Origin of the sequence: Streptomyces aureus (assembly GCF_000725495.1) — a bacterium.
Taxonomy (GTDB): Bacteria; Actinomycetota; Actinomycetes; order Streptomycetales; family Streptomycetaceae; genus Streptomyces; species Streptomyces aureus_B.
The window spans coordinates 607,149-631,473 of the sequence record NZ_JNZD01000005.1 but is presented as its reverse complement, the minus strand read 5'-3'; the positions used below and the strand labels follow the sequence as shown (position 1 = coordinate 631,473).

Annotated in this window: 16 protein-coding genes; 5 read left to right on the top strand and 11 right to left on the bottom strand. The window is 73.3% G+C overall.

The window, feature by feature from the left end; translation table 11 throughout:
* Nucleotides 1–36 precede the first annotated feature (36 nt).
* Genes IO36_RS12665 through IO36_RS12655 form a run of 3 tightly spaced genes read left to right on the top strand, consistent with a single transcriptional unit; the run spans nucleotide 37 to nucleotide 4,623 of the window.
* A complete protein-coding gene (locus IO36_RS12665) occupies nucleotides 37–507 on the top strand; it encodes a GtrA family protein (protein WP_078943135.1) in 471 nt (156 codons plus the stop codon).
* 37 nt (nucleotides 508–544) lie between these two features.
* On the top strand, nucleotides 545–3,478 hold the full coding sequence (locus IO36_RS12660; RefSeq protein WP_078943134.1) for a bifunctional glycosyltransferase/CDP-glycerol:glycerophosphate glycerophosphotransferase: 2,934 nt from the start codon (nucleotides 545–547) through the stop codon (nucleotides 3,476–3,478).
* Nucleotides 3,475–4,623 (top strand): glycosyltransferase, encoded by a 1,149-nt coding sequence (locus IO36_RS12655; protein WP_037619539.1) that lies wholly within the window; start codon nucleotides 3,475–3,477, stop codon nucleotides 4,621–4,623. Before IO36_RS12660 ends, IO36_RS12655 begins: the two co-directional genes overlap by 4 nt.
* Before the next feature lie 130 nt (nucleotides 4,624–4,753).
* Here the strand turns inward: IO36_RS12655 and IO36_RS12650 are convergent, their stop codons facing one another.
* Entirely contained in the window at nucleotides 4,754–5,515 is a 762-nt protein-coding gene (locus IO36_RS12650; protein ID WP_051900358.1) for an ABC transporter ATP-binding protein, read from the bottom strand.
* A 76-nt stretch (nucleotides 5,516–5,591) separates the two neighbouring features.
* Entirely contained in the window at nucleotides 5,592–6,509 is a 918-nt protein-coding gene (locus IO36_RS12645; RefSeq protein WP_037619313.1) for an ABC transporter permease, read from the bottom strand.
* Nucleotides 6,510–6,669: 160 nt separating this feature from the next.
* Here IO36_RS12645 and IO36_RS12640 point away from each other — a divergent pair, with 160 nt between their 5' ends.
* The gene (locus IO36_RS12640) at nucleotides 6,670–7,338 is read left to right on the top strand and encodes a TetR/AcrR family transcriptional regulator (RefSeq protein WP_063764849.1); all 669 of its coding nucleotides are present in this window, start codon (nucleotides 6,670–6,672) and stop codon (nucleotides 7,336–7,338) included.
* Between the two features lie 57 nt (nucleotides 7,339–7,395).
* Here the strand turns inward: IO36_RS12640 and galE are convergent, their stop codons facing one another.
* From galE to IO36_RS44365, 4 genes are all read right to left on the bottom strand, one after another.
* Nucleotides 7,396–8,376 carry a UDP-glucose 4-epimerase GalE gene (gene galE / locus IO36_RS12635; RefSeq protein ID WP_037619535.1) on the bottom strand — a complete coding sequence of 327 codons (981 nt, stop codon included), beginning with the start codon at nucleotides 8,374–8,376 and terminating at the stop codon, nucleotides 7,396–7,398.
* A 121-nt stretch (nucleotides 8,377–8,497) separates the two neighbouring features.
* Nucleotides 8,498–10,093, bottom strand: coding sequence for a glycosyltransferase family 2 protein (locus tag IO36_RS12630; RefSeq protein WP_037619312.1), 1,596 nt, complete (start codon nucleotides 10,091–10,093; stop codon nucleotides 8,498–8,500).
* Nucleotides 10,094–10,137: 44 nt separating this feature from the next.
* Nucleotides 10,138–11,415, bottom strand: coding sequence for a glycosyltransferase 87 family protein (locus IO36_RS12625; protein WP_037619311.1), 1,278 nt, complete (start codon nucleotides 11,413–11,415; stop codon nucleotides 10,138–10,140).
* Between the two features lie 1,647 nt (nucleotides 11,416–13,062).
* Nucleotides 13,063–13,575 carry a MarR family winged helix-turn-helix transcriptional regulator gene (locus IO36_RS44365; protein WP_037619309.1) on the bottom strand — a complete coding sequence of 171 codons (513 nt, stop codon included), beginning with the start codon at nucleotides 13,573–13,575 and terminating at the stop codon, nucleotides 13,063–13,065.
* A 126-nt stretch (nucleotides 13,576–13,701) separates the two neighbouring features.
* Here IO36_RS44365 and IO36_RS12610 point away from each other — a divergent pair, with 126 nt between their 5' ends.
* Complete coding sequence (locus IO36_RS12610) at nucleotides 13,702–14,115, top strand: organic hydroperoxide resistance protein (protein WP_037619530.1); 414 nt, start codon at nucleotides 13,702–13,704, stop codon at nucleotides 14,113–14,115.
* Nucleotides 14,116–14,148: 33 nt separating this feature from the next.
* Here IO36_RS12610 and IO36_RS12605 read toward each other — a convergent pair whose 3' ends face one another.
* The 5 genes from IO36_RS12605 to IO36_RS12585 form a co-directional block, all read right to left on the bottom strand.
* Nucleotides 14,149–15,834, bottom strand: a complete 1,686-nt coding sequence (locus tag IO36_RS12605) for a hypothetical protein (protein ID WP_245173228.1) — start codon at nucleotides 15,832–15,834, stop codon at nucleotides 14,149–14,151.
* A gap of 84 nt (nucleotides 15,835–15,918) precedes the next feature.
* The gene (locus tag IO36_RS12600) at nucleotides 15,919–17,196 is read right to left on the bottom strand and encodes a hypothetical protein (protein ID WP_037619525.1); all 1,278 of its coding nucleotides are present in this window, start codon (nucleotides 17,194–17,196) and stop codon (nucleotides 15,919–15,921) included.
* Between the two features lie 238 nt (nucleotides 17,197–17,434).
* Entirely contained in the window at nucleotides 17,435–19,645 is a 2,211-nt protein-coding gene (locus tag IO36_RS12595; RefSeq protein WP_037619307.1) for a bifunctional glycosyltransferase/CDP-glycerol:glycerophosphate glycerophosphotransferase, read from the bottom strand.
* 1 nt (nucleotide 19,646) lies between these two features.
* Nucleotides 19,647–21,809, bottom strand: a complete 2,163-nt coding sequence (locus tag IO36_RS12590) for a CDP-glycerol glycerophosphotransferase family protein (RefSeq protein WP_037619305.1) — start codon at nucleotides 21,807–21,809, stop codon at nucleotides 19,647–19,649.
* 142 nt (nucleotides 21,810–21,951) lie between these two features.
* A complete protein-coding gene (locus IO36_RS12585) occupies nucleotides 21,952–24,234 on the bottom strand; it encodes a bifunctional glycosyltransferase/CDP-glycerol:glycerophosphate glycerophosphotransferase (protein ID WP_037619303.1) in 2,283 nt (760 codons plus the stop codon).
* Nucleotides 24,235–24,325: the final 91 nt, after the last annotated feature.

The window sequence follows — 24,325 nt, the reverse complement described above, 5'->3', positions numbered from 1 at the left end:
CCCGTGGCAGTGCACCTCACCGAAAGGCGGGCCCCCATGGCGACGCCTCCCGTCATCGGCCCCCAGAGAACCCCCAAGGCGCCGAAGGGCCGCCGGGCCGGGCGGTTCGCGCTGGAGGTGGCCCGTTTCTGCGTCGTCGGCGGCAGCGGCGTCGCCGTCAACATCCTGTTCTTCAACCTCGCGCTGCACGGCCTGAAGTGGGCCCCGATGGTCGCCACGGTGGCCGCCAGCTGTGTCGCCATGGGGACCAACTACCTCGGCTTCCGGTACTTCGCCTACCGGGACCGGGCCTCGCGCACCCCGCGCCAGATCGCCCTCTTCTTCGCATTCAGCGGACTGGGCGTCGTGATGGAGAGCGTCCTGTTCTACATCGGCTACCACGGGCTGGGGATGAGCGGGCCGCTCGGCTCGAACCTCGCCAAGGCGCTGTCGATCGTCCTGGCCTCGGCTTTCCGCTTCGTGGTGTACCGGACCTGGGTCTTCCAACACGCGAAGAACGTCCGATAGCGACCCAAACCGGATCGCAGTGTCTACGATTAATAGGATGAATGTGGATCAACCTCGTGCGCACGCCGAGCAGGAGACAGAGCCGGCCGCCTCCCCGGCCGGGACCGAAGGGGCCGGGGAGGCCGGCCGGCCCGCCGTCTCCGTGGTCGTCATCGTCTACAACGACGCCGCCCGGCTGCCCACCGCCGTGCGCTCCGTCCTGGACCAGACCCTGCGCGACGTCGAGGTGGTCGTCGTCGACGACCGCAGCACCGACGGCTCGTACGAGGTGGCGCGGAGACTCGCCGCGGCGCACCCCGGCCGGGTCCGCGCCTGCCGGCTGCCGGAGAACAGCGGGGGCTGCGGTGCTCCGCGCAACCGCGGCATCACCGAGGCCCGCGGCACGTACGTCGTCTTCCTCGACAGCGACGACGTCCTGGAGCGCAACGCCTGCCGGAACTTCCTGGAGGCCGCCGAGACCACCGGAGCGGACCTGGTCTCGGGCCTGTGCGTGCGCGTGCACGTCGACGCGCGCGCCCGCAAGGAGGTCAAGTGGTACCCCTGGCTGTACGAGCGCACCAGGACCCTGGAGTCGGTCTCCGAGCTGCCCGACCTGCTGGTCTTCGACACCCTGTCGACCAACAAGTGCTACCGCAGGCAGTTCCTGCTCGACGAGGACCTGCGCTTCCCGGTCGGCATCCACTACGAGGACCTGCTCTTCTCCGCCCAGGCGTACGCCACCGCCCGCAGCATCACCCTCATCCCCAACCGGGTGTACGACTGGCGGGTCGCCGACAAGGCCGAGGCGAAGTCCATCAGCAACCGGCGTGACGAGATCGCCAACTTCACCCACCGCATGGAGATCCACCGCCGCGTCGACCGGCTCCTCGCGGACCGGGGGCTGCTGGACCTGAAGTTCGCCAAGGACGTCAAGTTCCTCAAGCACGACCTCGTGCTGCACCTGCGCGAACTGCCCTTCCGCGACGCCGCCTACCGCGAGGAGTTCGCGGCGATCGCCCGGCGGTACCTGGAGTCGATCGACCGCGCCGCCTTCGACGAGACCGAACCCATCCACGCCATCTGCGCCTACCTCCTCCAGGTGGCCGACTGGGACAACCTGCTGCCCGCCGTCGACACCCTCACCAACCGCGACAAGATCTCCTCGCCGCTGGTGGAGCGAGACGGCCGCGTGTACTGGTGCGCCGAGCACCTCGACGACCCCTTCGGGCGGCACGTGCTGGACGTCACCGGCCTCGGCCACCACATCAAGGCCGTCGACCGGATGTTCCTGCGCAACGCGCTGACCTCGTACGAGAGCAGCGGCACGACCGTCCGGCTGGCCGGGCGCGTCACCAACCCGCTCGGGGTGATCCCGCCCGGCGCCCGGCTCGCCGGAGAGCTGGAGTTCTACGCCCGCCGGCCCGGAGTGCGCTTCCAGACCTTCCGCTTCCCGGTGGCCACCCTGTGGCACGCGGGCGAGGCCATCGCCTGGGAGGGCTCGGCCGACCTCGCGGCCGTACGCCCGCTGGGCATCGTGGACGCGGTGTGGGACGTACGGCTCCACCTCGACGTCGACGGCGTCCGCACCACCACGCGGCTCACCGCCGCCGAACCCGGCCTGGCCGAGGGCCGGCTGCCCGTCCGGCCCCGGCTCAGCAGGCTGGTCGCCGACCGGATCGAACCGGTGGTCTCCTCGCGCGGGCACCTGTCCTTCCGGCTCGTGCCCGACAAGAAGGCGAACGTCCTCGTGCTGCGCGGGGTTCACGGCCGGGCCGCGACCCTCGCCAAGTCCGGCTACCGCAGGGCCCGTTCGCTGCGCAAGGACCTCACCTCGGGCGACACCAAGATCCGCCTCTACCACGAGGTGTTCAGCCGGCTGCCCGTCCGCAAGGGGCTCGTCGTCTTCGAGAGCCACCTGGGCCGCCAGTACAGCGACAGCCCCCGGGCGATCTACGAGGAGATGCGCCGCCAGGGACTGGAGTTCGAGCCGGTCTGGGCGTACGCCGACGGCCCGGCCGGCTTCCCGGACGACGCCACCCTCGTACGCCGCTGGTCGCTGCCCTACCTCAGGGCGCTCGCGCAGGCCGAGTTCTGGGTCGACAACCAGAGCTACCCGCTGAAGCTGACCAAGCGCCCGGAGACGACGTACATCCAGACCTGGCACGGCTCCGCGCTCAAGCGGATGGGCTTCGACGAGGCCGAGTGGAAGCTCAAGTCCCGCGAGGAGCAGGCGGAACAGCAGCGGACGCTCGACCGCTTCGACCGCTTCCTGATCCGCTCCGAGCACGACGTGCACACCCTCGCGCGGGCGTTCCGGCTCCAGGAGCGGACCCTGCTGCGGGTCGGCTACCCGCGCAACGACGCGCTCGTACGGGCGAGGTGGAGCGAGGAGGGCGACGGGAGGCGCGAGCGCGGCCCGCTGGCCGCCGAGCTGGGCATCCCCGAGGACCGGCAGATCCTGCTGTACGCCCCGACCTTCCGCAGCCGCGGCAACGGGCAGAAGCGCTTCGAGCTGCCCTTCGACGTCGAGCGCTTCGCCGACACCTTCGGCGACCGCTACGTCCTGCTGGTCCGCTCCCACTACCTGAACCACGTCGTGCTCCCGCCCTCCGTGCGCGGCCGGGTCCTGGACGTCACCTCGTACCACGACATGACCCCGCTGCTCGCCCTCGCCGACGGGCTGATCACCGACTACTCGTCCGTGATGTTCGACTACGCCCTCCTTGACCGCCCCATGTTCTTCTTCGCGTACGACTACGACGCGTACGTGCACGAGGACCGCGGAACGTACTTCGACCTGCTGGAGCGCGCGCCCGGACCCGTGGTGCGGACCGAGGACGAACTGCACACCGTGCTGGGCTCGCTGGAGGAGCAGAGCGTCAAGTACGCGCCCCGGCGCGAACAGTTCCTCGCCGACTTCGGCGAGTACGACAGGGGGACGGCGGCCCGGAGCGTCGTCGACCAGTTCTTCGGACAGTGGAGGCGCGGATGACCGGCCCGCAGCGGGACGTCTTCTTCGTCTCCAACAGCGTCGACGAACTGGGCGGGGTGACCAGCTGGTCGCACCAGATGGCCCGGCTGTTCACCGGGCGCGGGCACCGCGTGCACGTCGTCGGCATCACCGAACCGGCAGTCCCCCAGGAACTGGGCGAACTCCCTTACCCCACCACGACCCTGTACGACGTCCACCCGCCCCGGGTCGGACCGGCCCGCGGACTCAGGGGGCGGCTCGACGTCGCCGAGCGGAGGCTGCGCGCCGAACGGGCCGCCGGGATGCGGGAGAAGGCCGCCGAGCTGACCGCGCTGTTCCGGGCCGCGCGCCCCGGCGCGGTCGTGATCGTCACCCAGGTGTGGGCGATGGAATGGGTGGAGCTCGCCGACACCACCGGGCTGACCGTCATCGGCATGAGCCACGAGTCGTTCGAGTACTCCCGCAAGACCTCGCGCTTCCGGCGCGTCCGCAAGCACTACAAGGACGTCGACCGGATGCTCGCGCTCACCCGCGAGGACGCCGACCTGTGGATCAGGCAGGGGATGGACAACGCCTCCTACATGCCCAACCCCCTCCCGTTCGTGCCCGAGGTGCCCTCGCCGCGCATCGAGAACGCGGTGGTGAGCGTCGGCCGGCTGACCGACCAGAAGGGCATCGACATGCTGCTCGACGCCTGGTCCGAGGTCGCCCCGCTGCACCCGGACTGGCGGCTGCGGATCTACGGCTCGGGCGAGGACGAGGAGATCCTCAGGAAGCAGTGCACCGCTCTCGGACTCGACGACTCGGTCGACTGGATGGGGCGGACGAGCGACGTGCCCGGCGCGCTGCGCGGCGGCTCGGTCTTCGTGCTCTCCTCGCGCGGCGAGGGGTTCCCGCTCGCCCTCATGGAAGCCATGGCCACCGGCCTGCCGTGCGCCGCCTTCGACTGCGCGCCCGGCGTCCACGAGATCGTCCGGGACGGCGAGGACGGTCTGCTGGCCACCCTCGGCAACACCGGTGAACTGGCCCGGCGGCTGGACACGCTGATGTCCGACAAGGCGCTGCGGGACGCCATGGGCGACGCGGCGCGCGCGAACGTCCGGCGCTTCACGACGGACGAGGTCGTCCGCCGGTGGGAGGACCTGTTCGCGTTCCTGGAGCGCTGATCCGGCCACGGTCCGGCAGGATCCGGCAGGGGGTCCGGCACGGTCCGGCGCGGTCCGGCGCGGGACACGAAAGGGCCGGGGGCGGAGCCGATGTCGGCTCCGCCCCCGGCGGCTTCCCGGCGCCCCGCGCCTACTTGCCCGTGAACTTCTCGTACTCCTTGAGGACGTCCTCGGTCGGGCCGTCCATCCGCAGCTCGCCGCGCTCCAGCCACAGCACGCGGTCGCAGGTGTCACGGATCGACTTGTTGTTGTGGCTGACCAGGAACACCGTGCCCGCCGTCTTGCGCAGCTCGCGGATACGGGCCTCGGAGCGCTTCTGGAAGGAGCGGTCGCCGGTGGCGAGGGCCTCGTCGATCATGAGGACGTCGTGGTCCTTGGCCGCCGCGATGGAGAAGCGCAGCCGGGCGGACATGCCGGAGGAGTAGGTCCGCATCGGCAGGGTGATGAAGTCGCCCTTCTCGTTGATGCCCGAGAAGTCGACGATCTCCTGGTAGCGCTCCTTGACCTGCTCGCGGGACATTCCCATCGCGAGCCCGCCGAGGTAGACGTTGCGCTCGCCGGTGAGGTCGTTCATCAGCGCCGCGTTCACGCCGAGCAGCGAGGGCTGGCCGTCGGTGTAGATCCTGCCGTTCTCCACCGGGAGCAGGCCCGCGACCGCCTTGAGCAGGGTGGACTTGCCGGAGCCGTTGGTGCCGATCAGGCCGATGGCCTCGCCGCGGTAGGCGGTGAAGGACACGCACTTGACGGCGTGGACCTTGCGGACCCCCGCCGCCTGCTCGGACTGCTTGCGGCGCAGGATGCGGTTGAGCGCGGCGGTCGCGCTGCCGCGCCCGGCGCCGGTGCCGTTGACGCGGTACACGATGTCGACGCGGTCCGCGATGACGGTCGGGATCCGCTCGGCGTCGGCCGCCGGGGCCGCCGCGGTGGCGTTCTCGGCGCCCTGCGGCTGGGTGTCCTGCGCGATGATGTCAGCCACGGCCGTACGTCTCCTCAGCCTTCCAGAAGTAGATGAAGCCGCCGACGCCGACGACCACGGCCCAGCCCACGGCGAGTGCCCAGACGTGGTGCGGCAGCTGGTGCGCGTGGAAGCTGTCGATCAGCGAGAAGCGCATCAGGTCGATGTAGACGGCCGCCGGGTTGCTCTCCAGCGCGACCATCGCCCAGTGCGGCAGACTGCTCTTGCTGAGCACCTTGTCGATGCTCCACATGACGCCCGAGACGTACATCCAGGTACGCAGGATGAACGGCATGAGCTGGGCGATGTCGGGGGTCTTGGCACCCATCCGGGCCATGATCATCGCGACGCCGGCGTTGAACGTGAACTGCAGCACCAGCACGGGCACCGCGAGCAGCCACGAGGCGCTCAGCGGGACACCGAAGCAGAGCAGGATGACGACCAGCGCGGCCATGGAGAACAGCAGCTGCTGGAGCTGCTGGATGGCGTACGACACCGGCAGCGCGGCGCGCGGGAAGTGCAGGGCGCGGACCAGGCCGAGGCTGCCGGAGATCGCCCGGGTGCCCGCCATGATCGAGCTCTGCGTGAAGGTCCAGATGAAGACGCCGGTGACCAGGAACGGGATGTAGTCCGGCACACCGTGCTTGGTGCCGAGCAGGACACCGAAGATGAAGTAGTAGACGGCCGCGTTGAGCAGCGGGGTCATGACCTGCCACACCTGGCCGAGCTTGGCCTGGCTGTACTGCGCCGTGAGCTTGGCGGTGGCGAACGCGGTGATGAAGTGGCGTCGCGCCCACAGCTGGCGGACGTACGCGGGCAGGCTCGGGCGCGCGCCGCTGACGGTGAGGCCGTACCGGGCGGCGATGGCCGCGGCGTCCTCGGCGGGGGCCGGTGACGCCGTCGGGGGCGGTGTGTTGAGGACCTGGCTCACATCCGTTGCTTTCGCTCGGGGGGTGGGGGCGCGCGGTCGGCCCCGGGTGTTTCCGACGGTGTTTCTTGCCGTTTTCTTGCGTCGGAACGGGACCGTATCGTCGTAACGCGAGAGTAGGCCCAGTCGACGTCGGAACGCAACCGTTTCGTCGTAACGCCCTATGCTGGTCCGTATGACGACGAACGCCGATACGGCCGCGAGTGCCGCCACGCCCGCGCCCGCCGAGGGGAAGGCCAGGCGACGCCGGGCTCCCGCCGGTGCGGCCGTCCTGCGCGAGGACGTCACCGAGGCGATCCGCGCCGCCGTCTTCGAGGAGCTCGCCTCCGTCGGCTACGCCCGGATGTCCATCGAGGGCATCGCCCGCCGCGCGGGCGTCGGCAAGACCGCGGTGTACCGGCGCTGGCGCTCCAAGCTCCACCTCGTGCTCGACCTGGTCTCGGCGATCGCGGTCCAGGGCCTTCCGGCGCCGGACACCGGCTCCCTGGAGGGCGATCTGCGGCTGCTGTACGAGGTCACCTCGCGCGCGCTGCGGCACCCGGTGGCCGGCCAGATCATCCCGGACCTGCAGGCGGAGGCGGCCCGCAACCCGGAGATCGCGGAGGCCATGCAGCGGGCGCTGAAGGAGGGCCAGCAGTCGGTGTCGAGCGGGATCGTCGCGTCGGCCGTGGCGCGCGGCGAGATCCGTGAGGGCGTCGACGTCGAACTCGCCCTGGACCTGATGTCGGGACCGCTGTACTGGCGCGCGGTGGTCGTCCGCGGTCCCAAGGTCCCCAAGGGGTACCTGGCCAGCCTGGCCCGCGCGACGACGGCGGCGCTGAAGGCCCTCTGACCGGACGCGCGAAAGGCCGCCCCCGGGAGGGCGGCCTTCTCGGCGGGGCGGGGCGGGTCAGGTGCGGCTCGCGCCGGGGTGCCGGCGCAGCCAGCCGGCCCAGGCCGAGGTGATCATGTCCTCGACGTCGTGACGGGCCTTCCAGCCCAGTGCGTCGGCGGCGCGGTCGGCGGAGGCGACCACGCGGGCCGGGTCGCCGGGACGGCGCGGGGTGGTGACCGGGGGACGGTCGTGGCCGGTCAGCGCGTTGACCCGGTCGATCATCTCGCGCACCGACACCCCCTCGCCGCGGCCGATGTTGAGGATCAGGGCGGCCCCGGGGGAGGCCGTGAGGGCGCGCGCCGCGGCCACGTGCGCCTCGGCCAGGTCGACCACGTGGATGTAGTCGCGCACACAGGTGCCGTCCGGCGTCGGGTAGTCGTCGCCGAAGATCCGCGGCGGGGCGTTCTCGGTCAGCTTCTCGAAGACCATCGGGACGAGGTTGAAGACGCCGGTGTCGGCCAGCTCGGGGGCCGCGGCGCCGGCCACGTTGAAGTAGCGCAGACAGGCCGTGGACAGCCCCGTCGCGCGGCCCGTCGCACGGACCAGCCACTCGCCCGCCAGCTTGGTCTCGCCGTACGGGCTCATCGGCGCGCACGGCGTCTCCTCCGTCACCAGGTCCACGTCCGGCATGCCGTAGACCGCGGCCGAGGACGAGAAGACGAACGCGGTCACGGAGGCCGCGGTCGCGGCCTCCAGCAGGACGCGCAGGCCCTCCACGTTCTCCCGGTAGTAGAGCAGCGGCAGGTCCACGGACTCGCCGACCTGCTTCTTCGCCGCCAGGTGGACGACGCCGGTGACGGAGTGCTCCGCGAGCGTCGGGGCCAGCAGCTCGCCGTCCAGGGTCGAGCCGACCACCAGCGGGACGTCCGGTGGCACCCGCTCCGCGTTCCCGGTGGACAGGTCGTCGTACACCACCGCCCGTTCGCCCGCTTCGCGCAGCGCGCGGACGACGTGCGCCCCGATGTAGCCGGCGCCGCCGGTGATCAGCCAGGTCATGGTGCGGCCGTTCCCCTCGTCGGTGGGTCCGCCGTGCCGGACCCCGTGCCTGCGGCCGGGGAGAGCGGCGGGCACGCGCGGCGGTGTCCGCGTCCGTGCCCCGCTTCCCCGCGTCCGCACATCAGTGAAGCAGGCGGCGCAGCCTGCGCGACACCACTTCGGTCATTCCTCGCCAACCGGACGCCGTCCGCAGACCCAGGGCGCCCGCGTGCGTCCGGTAGGGCTGGACGAGGAGAACGCCGTGGTGGGCGTCCGGAACCACGCGGCGGCGCAGCAGTCCGGGCCCGCCGAGCGCGTGCGCCGACACCTCCCGGCTCGTGCCGTCGCGAAAGCGCACGACCAGGCGCAGATCCCAGGTGCCCGCGCCCAGCGCCGACAGCTCCACCGCGGTCTCGGCGGACCAGGAGTCGCCGTAACGGTCGGCCACCAGGGCCGCCGTGCCGCTCAGGCCCACCCGTCGCTGCTCCCGGTGGACGAACTCCACGTCCACGGAGGCGGGACCCGCCTCGGCCATCCGCCCGTACAGCTCGTGCAGGCGCAGCCGCAGCCGGGTGCCGCGGGCGCGGGGGCGCAGTTCCGCGTCGACGGCGGCGGGCAGCAGATGGGCGGGCCGGCCCAGGAAGTGCTCCAGGGTCACGTCGGGGAGGTCGGGCGACCACACCGGGGTGCCGTCGCCGTCGCGGGCGTAGGGCGGCAGGAGCCGGGCCGGGCGGGCCGCCAGTTCCTTCAGCCGGGGCAGGTCGCAGGGGGCCGGGCGGGCGAGGATCACACGGGCGACGAGCCGGCCGGGTGCGGCGGGGTTGAGGGCGAAGTCGGCCGCCTCGAACGTCGACAGGTACACCCGGGTCAGGTCCCACCAGTCGCTCCGGTACTCGGGGGTGCGCAGTTCCAGCTCGCGCGTGTACATCCGCAGCTCGTGGTCGAGGAACTTGGCGTGCACGGCCCGCGCGAGCTCCTTCTCCCCGGCGCCCAGCAGGATCTCGTACGCCGCCCGGTTCGCCTCGGTGCGGGCCCGCCAGTTGGCGATGCCGGCGCGGTCGAGCGAGATGGACAGACGGTCGGCGTCGCGCCGCACGTGCCAGACGTAGACCGTCTCCGGGACGAGCGCGATGCGCGGGGCGGCGGCCAGCACCCGCGCGGTGAACACGAAGTCCTCGTAGGGGTAGCGGCCCTCGGGGAAGCGGATGCCGTGCTCGCGCAGGAAGTCGGTGCGGTACAGCTTGTTGACGCACAGGGTGTCGTGGGCCAGCCGCAGCCGGCGCGAGGGGCGGGATATCAGGGCGGGGCGGGCGTACAGCGCGCGTTCCCAGGGGACTTCGCGGCCCGAGGGCAGTTCGCGGCGCACGCACAGTCCGGACGCGACCTGGACCCGGTGGGCCTCGGCGGCGGCGAGCAGCGCGTCCACCGCGCCGGGCGGCAGGACGTCGTCGCTGTCGAGGAACATCAGGTACCGGCCGGTGGCCGCGTCGATGCCGTCGTTGCGCGGGCTGCCGCAGCCGCCGCTGTTGGCCGGGCGGTGGATCACCCGGAGACGGGGTTCCGCCGCGGCGAGGCCGTCCAGGAGTTCCGCGCTGCCGTCCGTCGAGCGGTCGTCCACGGCGATCACCTCGCCCACGGCCGGCCCCTGCGCCAGCGCCGAGCGCACGGCGTCCGCCACATGGGCGGCGTCGTCGTACCCGATGACGACGACGCTGACCTTCGCATGGTGAGGGTTCATGTGATCCACGGGCCGGAATCGTAAGGATTGCGGGTAATTCTCCGTTAAGAGGCGGTCACTGTCTTGTTCGGAGACGGGCGGGAATCCGGTGTGTGGCGCTCCTGCCCGCCCGGCGCCCGGTGATGCGGGACGGCCCTGGACCGGCCCGACCGCCACAGGCGTACGAAGGACCATCCCGCCGCCGTCGCCAGCAGGCCGTTGCGTACGAGCATCAGTGCGCAGCCCGTCCAGGTGCTGCGCACCACCTCGCCGTACATCCCCGGGTACGCCACCGAACTGACCGCCGTCGCCGCCACGATCAACAGGGCGACGGGGCGCTGCGTGGTGTGCCGTGAGGTCAGGCAGACGGCGGCCAGGCCCAGCAGCCACACCATGTACTGGGGGCTGATCACCCGGCTCGTCACGGTGAACAGCAGGACGGCGGTGAGCGCCGCGTCGTACGGGGTGGCGCTCGTCCAGCGCCGGGCCCGCACCCGCCACAGCAGCAGGAGCGCGAACGCGGCGGCCGTCAGGGCGAGCGAACAGGCCGCGACCAGGCCGGTGTACGGCCCGACGAACTCCATGGCGCCGTACTGGTAGCGGGCGGTCCCGGGCCAGCCGGCGTGGCGGGCGAGGCCCAGGACCGTGCCGCCGAGGGACTCGATCTGGACGCCCCGGCCGCTCTGCTGGCGCAGGAAGTCGAAGGGGTGGCGGAAGAGGGCCGTGAGGACGGCGAGCAGCGCGGCGGCGGTGAGCACGGCCGACGTCCACGCCTCCCGGGTGGTCCGGCCCCGCGGGGCGCCGATCAGCGCCAGCGCCGGCCAGACCTTCACCAGCGCCCCCGCCGCCGCGAACGCGCCGCCCGCGCGCGGACGGTGGGCGAGCGTCAGCAGGGAGACGACGGCGAGGGCGGTGACCTGCACGTCGTAGCGGGCGAGCGGGACGTGCAGCAGCAGGGGCAGCCCCAGCACCCACAGCCAGGCGCCGCGGGTGCTGCGGCCGGGCCGCAGTCCCGCGCGGGCGAGGACGGCGGCGGTCGCCGCGTCGGCGGCGAGCGCGCAGGCCACGAACGCGGTGAAGTACGTGAGTCCCGGGAGCAGTCCGGGTGCCAGCAGCACCGGGCCGGCGCCCGGCGGGTACTGCCACAGCCGGTCGCCCTCGGGGAACGCGCCCCGCGACAGGACGCCGTACCAGTGGAAGTACAGCAGGCGCACCTCGCGGGACACCCCGCCGCGGCCGAGCGGGGCGAGGGCGTCGTGGGCGAGGAGCCACAGCATGAGGGCACGGGTGGCGAGCCAGACGGCGGCGAGGGCGGGCGGGCGGTGGTTCCGGAAGGCGCTCATCAAGCCCGGATCGTAAGCCGCATGGATGGGTCATCCCGTGCAATACGCGTCAATACCGATCAAAGGTTGTTTAATAGCAAAAAATTGCGCTCATGGTGTATGCGTGGATGAGGCCGTCGACGGCTCGCCGGACCGTGACCGGACCCCCGGTCTCCGGGGGCCCGCCGGCCCGTCCGCCGGCCGCCCCGCCGTCGGAGACGCCGGCCCGCGTCCTGTCCGTCCTCGTGCCCGTCCTGGTCATGCTCGCGATCGGCCTGTGGGGGCTCGACCGCGGCGGCATGTGGCGCGACGAGGCGGTGACCTTCCAGGTCGCGCAGCGCTCGGTCCCGCAGATCTGGCACCTGCTGCACACCGTGGACGCCGTGCACGGCCTGTACTACCTGCTCATGCACGCGGCCCTCGCCCCGCACCCCGGCGAGGTCGCCCTGCGCCTGCCCTCCGTCTGCGGCGCCGCCGCGACCGCCGGGCTCGTCGCCGCGCTCGGCGTCCGCCTCGGCCGCCCGCGCGTCGGCCTGTGGGCGGGTCTGCTGTACGCCGTCACCCCCATGACCGGCCACTTCGCCCAGGAGGGCCGCTCCTACGCGCTCGTCGCGGCCGGGGCGGCCGGAGCGACCCTGCTGCTGGTCCGGGCCGCCCGCTCCACCCGGACGGGACCCTGGTGCGCCTACGCGGCGGCCACCACCGCCACCTGCCTGCTGCACGAGATGGCCCTGCTCCTGCTCCTCGCCCACGCCACCACCCTGGCGCTCGCCCGGGTCCCGCTGCGGGTGGGCCGGGCCTGGCTCCTCGCCGCCGCGGCCGTGGCCCTGGCCCTGGCGCCGCTGGTCCTCGTCTCCCACGGCCAGTCCGCCCAGGTCGCCTGGCTGGCCCGCACCGACCTCACGAGCGTCCAGCGGCTGCTCGGGCTGTTCACCGGACCGGCCCGGCTGGTGATCGTGCCGTACCTGGTCCTGATCGCCCTCGCCTTCCGCCCCGAGCGGGCCCCGCGCGGGGAGCTCACGCTCCCGGCCGTCGCCCTGCCGCTGGCGGCCGTGCCGCCGGGGGTGCTGCTGACGGTGTCGCACTGGCGGCCGCTCTACGACGAGCGCTACGTCCTGTACGCCCTCGCCGGGCTCCCGCTGCTCGCGGCCGCCGGAGCCGACCACCTCGCGGACCGGGTGCCGCGACTGCTGCCCCACGCGGTCCTCACCGGCGTCCTCGCCGTGACCCTCGTCCTCGCCGTCCAGCTCCCGCTGCTGCGCGAGGACCACCTCCCCGACCGCCGCCCCGACGACCTGGCGGCCGTCTCCGTCGTCGCCCACCGCGAACTGCGCCCCGGGGACCCGGTGCTGTTCATGCCCTCGCTCGCGCGGCGCGCGGCGCTCGCCTATCCCAAGGGCTTCCACGGCATCCGGGACATCGCCCTCGGCGTGCCCGCCCCCGCCTCCGGCACGCTCTACGGACGTGAGGCGCCGCCCGCCGAACTGCGCCGCCGGCTGGAGCGGCTCGACCGGGTGTGGGTGGTCGCCACGCCCTTCGCGGCGCGCCGGTCCTGGCGTCCGGGCGAGGCCGCCGAGCGCCTCAAGGTCGCCGTGATCCGCGAGCGGTTCGTGCGCGTGGAGCGGATCGCCCGCGACGGGGTGGTGCTACGCCTCTACGTGCGCCGTTCTACGTACATCCCGGTGCCTCGGACAGCGCCGGTCCGGACAGGGCCGCCCGGTCCAGTGCCTCCGTCAGCAGGTCGAGCCGGGCCCGCAGCGCCCGGATCTCCTCCAGGTCCGCCCCGGTAGCGGCGGCGATCCGGCGCGGCACGTCCAGCGCGCGCTCGCGCAGCGCGGCCCCCTCCTCGGTGAGCCCCACCTGCACGGACCGCTCGTCGCGCGCGCTGCGCTCGCGCCGGACGAGGCCCGCCGCCTCCAGCCGCTTCAGCAGCGGCGAGAGGGTCCCCGAGTCGAGCCGCAGATGCTCGCCGACCTTCTTCACGGGCAGCTCGCCGTGCTCCCAGAGCACCAGCATCACCAGGTACTGCGGGTAGGTGAGGCCGAGGTCCTTCAGCAGGACGCGGTAGACGCCGCCGAAGGCGCGCGAGGCGGCGTTCAGGGAGAAGCAGATCTGCTCGTCCAGGCGGAGGAAGTCGCCCGGAGCTGCGGCTCCGGGGCTCGGGGCGGGTGTCGCGGTCATGCCCCCAGGATAGCCCTGGCGAGCAATTGAGTTGTGCACAACTGAATTGCGTGCTCTAATTCTGTTCGTGAGGCCGCCGAGACCGGCGGCAGCCGCAGGAACCACGACTTGAGAGGGATGGTCCCCATGGACGCGCTCTACACCGCCGTCGCCACCGCCACCCACGGCCGCGAGGGCCGTGCCGTCAGCTCCGACGGCACGCTCGACCTCCAGCTGGGCATCCCGGCGCAGATGGGCGGCAGTGGTCAGGGCACCAACCCCGAGCAGCTGTTCGCCGCCGGGTACGCGGCCTGTTTCGCGAGCGCCCTCGGCCTGGTCGGCCGCGCCGCGAAGGTCGACGTCACCGAGGCCGCCGTGACCGGCGAGGTGAGCATCGGCAAGCAGGGCGAGGGCTTCGGCCTGGCCGTCACCCTCCGCGTCGAGCTGCCCGACACCGTGGACGAGGCCACCGGACGCAAGCTGGTCGAGCAGGCCCACCAGGTCTGCCCCTACTCCAACGCCACCCGCGGCAACATCCCGGTCGAGTTCGTCATCGAGTAACCGGCCCCGAGCAGGCCGGTGCCGGACGGTCCGTCATCGAGCGGTACGGACCCCCGCGCCGGCCTTCGCGCCGGCACCCGCACCGTGCCGTTCGACGGTCACTGCACCGGCCGTCGTCCCGGCGCGGGTGCCGGTCCCCCCGCCGATCCGGGCCAGCACCTCCCCGGTCTCCGGGCTCCACGCCACCACCGTCGCCTCCTCCGGCACCGTCCGCCAGCGCGTCAGCAGCAGCCAGCGGGCGTGGTACCGGCGGGCGACGGCCGTGCGCTCGGCCCGGGTCGAGTCCGGGGCGAGATAGGCGCGCACCGCCGAGAGCCGGCGCAGCCGCTCGCTCTCGGCCAGCGCAGGGTCGGGCCAGGCGGGCGCCGCGAGGTCCGGCCCGTAGCCCGCGAGCAGATGGACCGAGTAGTACCCGTCCGCGATCACCGCCTCGCCGGGCCGGATGTGCCGCGCCGCCCAGTCGTACGTCGGCCAGCGCGGCGGCTGGGCGAAGCCGACCGGGTCCAGCGAGCGCGGCACCACCGCCCCGGCGTGCACGGCCAGGAACCCGGTCAGGGCGCCCGCGGCCGCCGCCCCGCCCAGCAGTCGCCGCCAGGGCCCCCACGGCCGCGGCTCCGCCAGCTCCACCCCGAGCGCGAACTGCAGCGGCACCAGCGTGAGCCCGAGGATCCTGCCGTACGTGTAGTGCCCGCTCACCCAGCCGTACGTCACCACCGCGCACTCCAGCGCGAACATCAGCACCAGCGGGTCCCGCCGGCCCGGTTCCCCGCGACGGCGGGCGCGCCGGGCCCGCAGCCACAGCGCGGGCACCCCGGCCAGCGCCAGCCAGAAGTGCCCGGGCATCCGGTCGTACAACTGCTCGTGCATGGCGTCCACGCTGCGGTCCCCCGTCAGCGCGAAGACGTCGAAGTACGGCCAGCCGTACGCCACGAGGAGCGCCACCGCGGCCGCGAGCAGCCAGCGGAACACCACCGCGGGACGCCAGGCGCGCTGCCCGCCCGCCACGAACGCCACCGCGCCGAGCACCGCCGCGACCGACGTGATCGGGTGCACGAGCAGGATCAGCCCGTACAGGGCGCCGAGGGCCGCGTACCCCCACGGGCTCCCGAGGCCGCCCGGTCCCACGAACCGGACGGGGCCGCCGCCGCCGGCCGCGCGCCGGCCCGTGAACGCCCAGGCCCAGAAGGCCAGTCCGATGGCGAACGTCGAGGGGTAGCCCAGGTTGCCGGTCATCGACATCAGCCCGAGGTAGCCGCTCCACCAGGCCCGCTCGGTGCCCCACAGCAGCAGCATCGCGCCCAGGCACAGAACCGGGGCGAGGCGCCGGGGTGTCAGTACGCGGGTGAAGCGTCCGATGCCCGTGAGCAGCACCAGCAGGTTGACGGGCCCGGACAGCCGCACCAGCGCCCAGCCGCCGAGACCGGTCAGCCGGGCGACGGCGCCCTGGGCCACCGCGTAGGGCGAGTAGTACGGGCTGCCCGCGCCCGGCAGGTCCGCCATCGGGTGCCGCGGGTGCAGCAGGTCGGCCCGCAGGCGCTCGACGACCGCCGCGTGCTGGCCCGCGTCGCAGCAGAGCGGGATCCGCCAGTAGGCGAGCGTCATCACCAGCCAGAACAGACCGCCGGCGACCTGGTACGGCGTCGGCCGCCAGGCGCGTCGGCCCCGCAGCGCGGTCGCGCCGCGGGCGGCCTCCCGCCGGGTGGCGACCTCGGCGCTCATCGGGCGGTGGGGGAGCAGGGGTGGGCGGTTTGCGGCATCTGCCGTATATGCCCGCCCCGATCGGCCGCCTAGCCCTGGATCACCTCATCGGGCGACCTCGGTCTCCCGGCGCGCCGGGCCCGGAACCAGGCCGCCAAACGTCCGCGCGCCCGGCCGGACGACCGCGTCCAGGAGCAGCGGAAGACCCACCGCCGGCAGCAGCCACAGCAGCACGATCAGCCGCTCGCCCCACACGTTGATGTCCGGGTGGGCGGCCTGGTTGAGCACCCCGGTGCCCGCCGCCGCGATCAGGAAGACACCGAAGGCCCGGTGCCTGCGCAGCGCTCCCCACGCGGCCGCCACCACCGAGGCGAGGAACAGCGGCTCCCACAGCTGGCGGCGGGTCCACTCGATCCAGAAGGCGGACTCCAGATGGAGGAACTCCGGCCACGGACGGAGCCGGTCCGGACGTGCGTAATGCCCGGTGAGCAGATCCTGAACGCTCTCCGACTGGGACGGGTAGTGCAGCAGGTTCGCGAGCAGCACGGTGGCCAGCACCCCGCAGCCCGCCACCACGCCGAGGGCCCTGAGCCCTCCGCCCCACCGCCGCCGGCGCGCCATCAGCCCCACGCAGGCGGCGCCCAGGCACAGGCCGAGGAACAGCGCCTGCGAGTGCTTCACGGTGAAGAGGACGGCCAGGGAACCGCCGGCCAGCCAGGTCCCGGCCCGCGCCCGGCCCCGGAGCACCAGGGCGCAGCCCCACAGGGCGGCGAGGGTCACGGCCATCATCAGGCCCTCGGTCATCGGGCGCATCGCCGTCGTGCCGCACGGCAGGACGTAGTAGAGCGCCTGCCCGGTCAGGGCCGCGCCGGCCGAGGTGCCCAGGGTGCGCAGGACGAGGAAGACGAGCACGCCCCCGGCCACCGTCACGACGACGGCCGAGGCCCACAGGCCCCAGGTCACCCCCAGCACGGTGACGAACGGCATGAGGAACACCGGATACCCCGGCCGGGCCTCGAAGATCCGCATGAAGCGGGGCGGCATGAACGGCACGGTGTGGCCCGTCGTCCCGGCCGCCAGCCGCGCGGACACGCCCCGCCACTGCTCGCGCCGGCACTCGGCCTCGACCCGCCGGGTCGGGCTCGGGCGGTGGAAGCGCACCGGGTCGACGGCCTGGTTGCGGCGGGCCACGGACGCCTTGCCCGCGCAGACGTAGTCGATGGTCAGCTCGGCGGCGCGCTGCTTCGTCTCGCCCCGCAGGCTCAGTGCGTAGGTCAGGTAGTTCTTGGTGTCGGGGGTGTCCCGGTTGGTGACGTTGGCGAGCTGGAGCACGGCGAAGACGACGGCGATCAGGATCACCCGGCCCCGGGCCGTACGCGGCATCCGCGGTGCCCGTGCCCGGAACCGGCGGGAACGCCCGGCCGTCCCCGGGGCGCGGTCCGGGGCCTGGCCCGACGGGTGGTTCACGGGCTGGTTCACGGCTTCGTCCATGGATTCGTTCCGGGGGTCGTTCACGGTGTCGTTCCTGGGGTGCCGCGCAGGTCCGTGGGCGGGGCGGTCGCCGCCGGACGCGTGCGGGGTTCTCGGTGCGGTCCGGGGGCCGGGCCGGTCGCGGGGCCGCTCATGACGGGGTGAGCACGTCGTGGCCCGTCTGCGCGGGCACCGGGACGACCGCGGCCGGAGGCTCGGTCCGCTCGCCGAGCATCAGCGTCCGCACCACCCGCTCGGCGGCCCTGCCGTCCTCGAACTCGCAGAAACGGGCCCGGAATCCGGCCCGCAGCCGCTCCGACTCACCGTCCCGCCAGGCCCCCGAGGTGAACAGCAGCTCCAACTCGCTCTGCGTGCGCGCCACATGGCCGGGGGCGTCGGCCGTGATGTCGAAGTAGGCGCCCCGGCTGGCCGCGTACGCGCCCCAGTCGTCGGCGAGGACGACGATCGGGCGGTCCAGGTTGGCGTAGTCGAACAGGAGGGCCGAGTAGTCGCTCACCAGGGCGTCGGCGGCCAGCATCACGTCCTCGACGCGCGGCTCGTCGGTCGCGTCGACCACGATCCCGCGCCGGTGCAGCTCGGCCAGCCCCATCCCGCGCGCCGGACCCTCCGCGAGCGAGGGATGCAGCCGCACGACCAGGGTGTGGTCATCGCCCAGGCACTCGGCGAACGCCGCGAGGTCCAGCCGCTCGGCGTGCCCGCCGCGGACGTACTCCCGGCGCGTCGGCGCGTACAGCACCACCCGGTTCCCGGCCGGGACGCCCAGCCGGGCCCGGGCGGCCCCGGTGTCCTCGGGACGGGCCCGGACCAGGACGTCGTTGCGCGGGCTCCCGCTGCGCAGCGAGGTGAAGTGACAGGGGTAGGCGCGGTCCCAGACCAGCTCCGAGTGCCGGTTGGCGACCAGGCTGTAGTCCCAGCGGTCGGCGCGGCGCAGCATCTGCGGCACGTCCACGCCGTGCCGCGCGCCCGGCTTGTGCAACAGGTCCGCGGCCATGTACTTCAGCGGGGTGCCCTGGTGGGTGTGGATGTGGACGCTGCCGGGGCGCTTGACCAGGGAGCCGGGCCAGTTGACGTTGTTCACGAAGTACGTGGCCCGCGCGGTGATCTGCCGGTAGCGCAGCGAGTCCAGCAGGACGTGCTCGGTGTCCGGCGGCAGCAGCGCCGCCTGCTCCGCGTCGCGCACCACCCACACCCCGCGCAGCTCCGGGGCGAGTTCGCGGGCCGCCGCGTACACCGCGCCGGGATCACCGAGGACCCCCCGGTGGGAGAACGCCGAGTACACGGCCAGCCGGGGGTCCAGCGGGCGGTGGGCGTGCACCGCCGACCAGCCGTTCTTGACCCGGGCGGCGAGCACCCGGCGGCCCTGCTGTCCGCGGCGCCCGAGTTCCTGGGCCGCCCGGCCCGCCTGCCGCCGTACCCGGTAGCGGGTGAAACCGCCCTCCAGGACGCGCAGTTCGGGCGGCACGGGACCGGACCTGTGCTTGCGGAAGAGTGCCGCCGTCAGCCGGAAGAACTCGGCCTTGTCGGCCTCGGGCAGCCGGTCCTCCTTGGAGAGGATGTCGAGACAGTGCTCGCCCATCTTCGCGTGCAGATAGGGCCGCCAGGACGACAGCTCCGGCCGGGCCGCGACGAACGCGAAGACCCGTTCGTACTGGTCGTGGATGTCGAAGTGCTTGCGGCTGGTGGTGGACAGGATGTTGCCCTGGCGCCGCTGCCGGTAGGCCAGACAGATCCGGTCCAGCGTCGCGATCCGCTCCGCGCTGAGCATCACCGGGAACGTCCACGGCGTGTCCTCGTAGTACCCGGGCGGGAACGCGAAGCCCTCCCGTTCGACGAACGACCGGCGGTAGACCTTGTTCCACACGACCATCAGCAGGTCGAGGATCTCGGGGTGCTCCGCCGCCGAGAAGGTGCCGGGACCGGCCTCCGCGAGCACCCGCGCGAGCACGTTCCTGCGGGTGCCGCCCCACCAGTAGGTGCGCGCGTAGTCGAAGACCAGCACGTCCGGGTCGGCGGTCTCGTCCAGGCGGTCGGCCATGGCGCGCAGCGCGCCCGGGGTCAGGGTGTCGTCGCTGTCGAGGAAGAAGAGGTAGTCCCCGCCGGCGAGCGGCATCCCCGCGTTGCGGGCCCGGCCGAGCCCCACGTTCTCCGGCAGGTGCAGCACCCGCACCCGGGGGTCGCGGGCCGCGTACTCGTCGAGGATCGCGCCGCAGCCGTCCGGGGAGCAGTCGTCGACGGCGATGACCTCGATGTCCGGGTACGACTGCTCCAGGACCGAGTCGAGACACTCGCGCAGAAAGCCCTGCACCTTGAAGACGGGGACGATGATGCTGAAGCGGGGCACGTCAGTTCCTAACCAGGGTGGACGCGGCGGGGGCCGGGACGCGTTCGGCGAGCGGCAGGACGGGCGGGATCGTCTCGGGGGACTCGCCCAGCAGCACTCTGCGCACGACCCGTTCGGCCGCCCTGCCGTCGTCGAACTCGCAGAAGCGCTCACGGAAGCGGGCCCGCAGCGCGGCGGCGGCCGGATCCGCGTAGGAGCCGTCGGTGAACAGCGCGGCCAGCTCCTCGGGGGTGCGGGCCACCCTGCCCGGCGGCTCCGCCAGCACGTCGAAGTAGACGCCCCGGGTCTCCCGGTAGATCTCCCAGTCGTCCGCGTACACCACGACGGGACGGTCCAGGTTGGCGTAGTCGAACATGATCGACGAGTAGTCCGTGATCAGCGCGTCGGCGGCCAGGCACACGTCCTCGGAGGACCGGTGTCCGGTCACGTCGATGATCCGCGCGCCGCCGGTCCGTCCGCGGCCCTCGTCGTAGAAGTAGTGGGCGCGCAGCAGGACGACGAACTGCTCGCCGATCGCCTCGCAGAACGCCTCCAGGTCGAGCCGGGACTCGAAGCCGGTGCTGTAGTCGCGGTGCGTGGGCGCGTACAGCAGCGCGGTCCTGCCCTCGGGCACCCCGAGCCGTTCGCGGACGCGGGCCACGTCCTCGGCGCTCGCCGTGCAGAAGACGTCGTTGCGCGGATAGCCGTACTCCAGGGCCTCGTAGCCGCCGGGGAAGGCTCGTTCCCACATCTGGGTGGAGTGCCGGTTGGAGGAGAGGTTGTAGTCCCAGCGGTCGACGCGGGCCAGCAGTTTCGTGAAGCTGCCGGTCGCCGCCGCCACCACCGGGAAGGTCGACTGGTCGACGCCCATCTTCTTCAGCGGTGTGCCGTGCTGGGTCTGCAGATGCACGCTGCCGGGACGCTTGACCACGCCGTCCGCGAAGTTGGCGTTGTTCACCAGGTACTTGGCGCGGGCCAGCACCTCCCAGCCGCGCCGGCTGCCGATCACCGCGTGCTCGACGTCCTTCGGCAGCGCGCCCACCGCCTCCGGCTCGACCAGGAACACCGAGCGGATGTGCGGGGCGAGTTCAGTGGCCTTGGCGTGGATCGCCGCCGGGTTGCAGGCGTAGCCGCGGCCCCAGTACGCGCAGTACACCGCGAGGTTCTCGTCGAGGGGGCGGCGCAGCTGGAGCGCGTAGAGCGCGCGGGCCCGCAGGGTCCTGCCGCGGGGCACCCGGCGCAGCGCCCCGGAGGCGATCCGGTTCGTGCCGCGCAGCGCGCGGAACGCGCTGTACGCGCCCGCCGCGAGCAGCCGGTGCTGCACGCCGAGGCTGCCCGCCGGCGCCCGGAACCCGCTCGGGCGGTGCCGCCGGTAGAGCTTGCCCGCCCGGCGGAAGAAGGCCCGGCGGCGGCCCGCGGGCACCCGCGCGGGGTGCGCGGCCGTCTTCAGGACCAGGGAGAAGAGCTGGCCGAACAGCGCCTTCGACCGGGCCGCGGGCAGGCTTCCCGCGGACGCCCGCACGAGGACCCGCTCCACCTGGTCGAGGAGCTCGAAGTGGTGCTCGCCGGGCGCGTTGAGCCGGCTGCCCTGGCGGCGCAGACGATGCCGCACGCACACGGTGCGCAGCACGGCCGACCGCCCGGCGCTCACCGTCACCAGACCGCCCCAGCCGGCGTCCGTGAAGTGCCCCTCGGGGAAGGTGAGTCCGTGCTCGGCGAGGAATCCGCGCCGGTACACCGCGCTCCACGCCGGAACGTGCACGCCCAGCACCTCGGGGGCCTTGTCGAGCGGGGGCGTGCTCGGCTCGCCCTCCCACCAGTGCACCCGCTGGTGCCCGAAGTAGAGGACGTCCGCGTCGTCCGGGAGGCCCGCGTCCAGGGCGGCCAGCGCCCCCGGCACCAGATCGTCGTCGCCGTCGAGGAAGAGCAGATACGCGCCCCGCGCCGCCGCGATCCCGGCGTTGCGCGCCGCGCTCAGTCCGCCCGACGGCGGCGAATGGACCGGGACCACCCGGGAGTCCCGGTCCGCGTACACCGCGGCCACCGCCGCGGCCGGGGAGTCCGGCCCGTCGCAGACCGGGATCAGCTCGAAGTCGCCGAAGGACTGGCCCAGGACCGAGTCCAGCGCGCGGGCCAGGTGCCCGGCGACGTCGAAGGTGGGCACGATGACGCTGAAGCGGGGCATTCTGCTCTTTCTCTCAAGGGGCGCCGGACGGGGAACTCATCGCCCGGGGCGCCCGGCCGGCCGCCAGGTGGAGGGCCGGGTGGGCGTGGGCCGCGACGGACTGGAGGACACGCGGACTCCGGTTCAGGGGGCTCGGTCGGGTTCACAGGGTCTCGGTCAGGGGAACGGCCGCGCCCGGGGCGGGCACGCTCTCCAGCGTTCGCCCGGAGCCCTGGACCCCGGCGAGGGCGGCCGCCGCGGAGGGCACCGGCCGGCGCTCGGCGGGCGGGACGAACGGCGGCAGCCCGCCGCTCTCGCCGAGCACCACGTGCCGGACCACCCGCTCGGCGGCCCGTCCGTCGTCGTAGGGGCAGAACCGTTCGCGGAAGGCGGCCCGCAGGCCCGCGGCGCGCGGGCCGCGCCACTCACCGGAGGCGAAGACGTCGATCAGCTCGTCCTCGCCGCGGGCGAGGGCGCCCGGCGGGAAGGCCCGCAGGTCGAAGTAGGTGCCCCGGGCCGCCTCGTACGCCTCCCAGTCGTCCGCGAGGACGACGACCGGCCGGTCCAGGACCGCGTAGTCGAACATCAGCGACGAGTAGTCCGTGACCAGGACGTCCGAGGCCAGGCACAGCGACTCGACGCTCGGATGGCCGGACACGTCGATGATCCCGTCGGCCGCCGTCCGCGCCGGCTGCTCCCCGTAGGCGTGGTGGTCGCGGGCCAGCACCACGAAGCCCGGACCGAGCCGGCGCAGCAGCCGCTCGAGGTCCGGTCCGGGCGGCCGGCTGTGCCGGTAGTCCCGGTGGGTCGGCGCGTACAGCACGGCCACCGCGCCCGGCGGGACGCCGAGCGAGGCGCGCAGCCGCTCCACGTCCGCCGCGGTCGCGTGCTGGAACACGTCGTTGCGGGGCAGCCCGTACTCCAGCGTCGTGTACGAGGAAGGGAAGACCCGCTCCCAGACCAGGGTGGAGTGGCGGTTGGCGGACAGGCAGTAGTCCCACTTGTCCGCGCCGCGCAGCAGCTCGGCGAAGTCGGTGCCGCGCGCGGCGGCCGGGCGGTCCTGGAGGTCGAGGCCCATCCGCTTCAGCGGTGTCCCGTGCTGTGTCTGGATCATGATCTGGCCGGGCCGCTTGACCAGGCGCCGGTCGAAGTTGACGTTGTTCACGAGGTACTTGGAGCGGGCGAGGGCGGTCCAGTACGCCGCTGTCCCGGGACGCAGGTGCCGCGCCTGGGCCGGGATCGTGCCCCGGTGCTCGGGGTGCGCGATCCACGCCGTGCGGACGTGCGGAGCGAAGCTGCGGAACGCGGACTCCAGCGCCCCCGGATTGCAGCCGTGGCCCCGGCCCCAGTAGCTGGAGAAGACGGCCCGGTCGGTGTGCAGCGGGAGCCGCAGCTGGATCCGGTAGTGGACCTGGAGCGCGGCGCCGCGCACCGCCCGCCGCAGCCGGGCGGCGAGCCGCACGGCTCTCCTGCGGACGCGCGAGGCGAAGGAGAGCAGCCGGTACGTGCGGTGCGTGCCGAGGCCGACCATCGCGTGCCGCAGCCGGGTGCGCGGGGCGGCGGGCGCGCCCGGAACGCGGTAACGGCGGTAGTGCGCGCGGGCCCGGCGCAGGAACTCGGCCCGGGCGGAGCGCGGCAGCCGGCCCCGCTTCACGAACACCGTCGCGAAGTGGTCGAGCATGCGGCGGAACAGCAGCGGGCGCCACCGGTCCAGATCCGGGTGCGCGGCGACGTGCGCGAAGACCCGGTCGTACTGCTCGAAGACGTCGAGGTGCTTGCGGCTGCTGGTGCCGAGGATGCTGCCGTGGCGCCGCTGGCGGTAGTGCACGCAGACCCGGTCCAGGGTCGCGATCGTCCCGGCGGACATCAGCACCGGATACGTCCAGGGCGTGTCCTCGTAGTAGCCCGGCGGGAAGCGGAAGCCCTCCCGCTCCACGAACTCCCGGCGGTACGCCTTGTTCCACACGACCATCAGCAGCCGCAGCAGCCCCGGCCGGTCCTCCAGCCGGAAGGGCGCCGGGCCCTCCTCGGCCAGCTGCGCGGCGGCCTGGTTGCGGACGGCCTCGCCCGACCAGAACGTGCGCGCGTAGTCGTACACGAGGACGTCCGGGTCGCCGGTCCGCTCCAGCCGGTCGGCGATCGCCCGCAGCGCGTCCGGGGTGAGGGTGTCGTCGCCGTCCAGGAAGACCAGGTAGTCGCCGGTGGCGCGTTCGAGACCGGCGTTGCGGGCGAGCCCGAGGCCCACGTTCTCCGGGAGGTGTACGGCGCTCACCCGGGGGTCGCGGGCGGCGAGCTCGTCGATGATCGTGCCGCAGGCATCGGGCGAGCAGTCGTCGACCACGATGAGTTCGAGGTCCAGGAAGGACTGTCCGAGCACGGATTCGAGGCACTCGTGCAGGTACGCCTGAACCTTGTACGCGGGGACGATGACACTGAACCTGGGCACGGGGACATCCATGGGTCGGCGTGGGCATACCTGCCCGAAAACGGCCGAAGGGGTGACTTGGTTACGCCAGATGTGGCGTACGGGGGATGCC

Bases quoted from the DNA above. Each gene is read 5' to 3' on its own strand.
- IO36_RS12665 (WP_078943135.1), top strand. From the start codon at position 37: ATGGCGACGCCTCCCGTCATCGGCCCCCAGAGAACCCCCAAGGCGCCG.
- IO36_RS12660 (WP_078943134.1), top strand. From the start codon at position 545: ATGAATGTGGATCAACCTCGTGCGCACGCCGAGCAGGAGACAGAGCCG.
- IO36_RS12655 (WP_037619539.1), top strand. From the start codon at position 3,475: ATGACCGGCCCGCAGCGGGACGTCTTCTTCGTCTCCAACAGCGTCGAC.
- IO36_RS12640 (WP_063764849.1), top strand. From the start codon at position 6,670: ATGCTGGTCCGTATGACGACGAACGCCGATACGGCCGCGAGTGCCGCC.
- galE (WP_037619535.1), bottom strand. From the start codon at position 8,376: ATGACCTGGCTGATCACCGGCGGCGCCGGCTACATCGGGGCGCACGTC.
- IO36_RS12630 (WP_037619312.1), bottom strand. From the start codon at position 10,093: ATGAACCCTCACCATGCGAAGGTCAGCGTCGTCGTCATCGGGTACGAC.
- IO36_RS12625 (WP_037619311.1), bottom strand. From the start codon at position 11,415: ATGAGCGCCTTCCGGAACCACCGCCCGCCCGCCCTCGCCGCCGTCTGG.
- IO36_RS44365 (WP_037619309.1), bottom strand. From the start codon at position 13,575: ATGACCGCGACACCCGCCCCGAGCCCCGGAGCCGCAGCTCCGGGCGAC.
- IO36_RS12610 (WP_037619530.1), top strand. From the start codon at position 13,702: ATGGACGCGCTCTACACCGCCGTCGCCACCGCCACCCACGGCCGCGAG.
- IO36_RS12605 (WP_245173228.1), bottom strand. From the start codon at position 15,834: ATGAGCGCCGAGGTCGCCACCCGGCGGGAGGCCGCCCGCGGCGCGACC.
- IO36_RS12600 (WP_037619525.1), bottom strand. From the start codon at position 17,196: ATGCCGCGTACGGCCCGGGGCCGGGTGATCCTGATCGCCGTCGTCTTC.
- IO36_RS12590 (WP_037619305.1), bottom strand. From the start codon at position 21,809: ATGCCCCGCTTCAGCGTCATCGTGCCCACCTTCGACGTCGCCGGGCAC.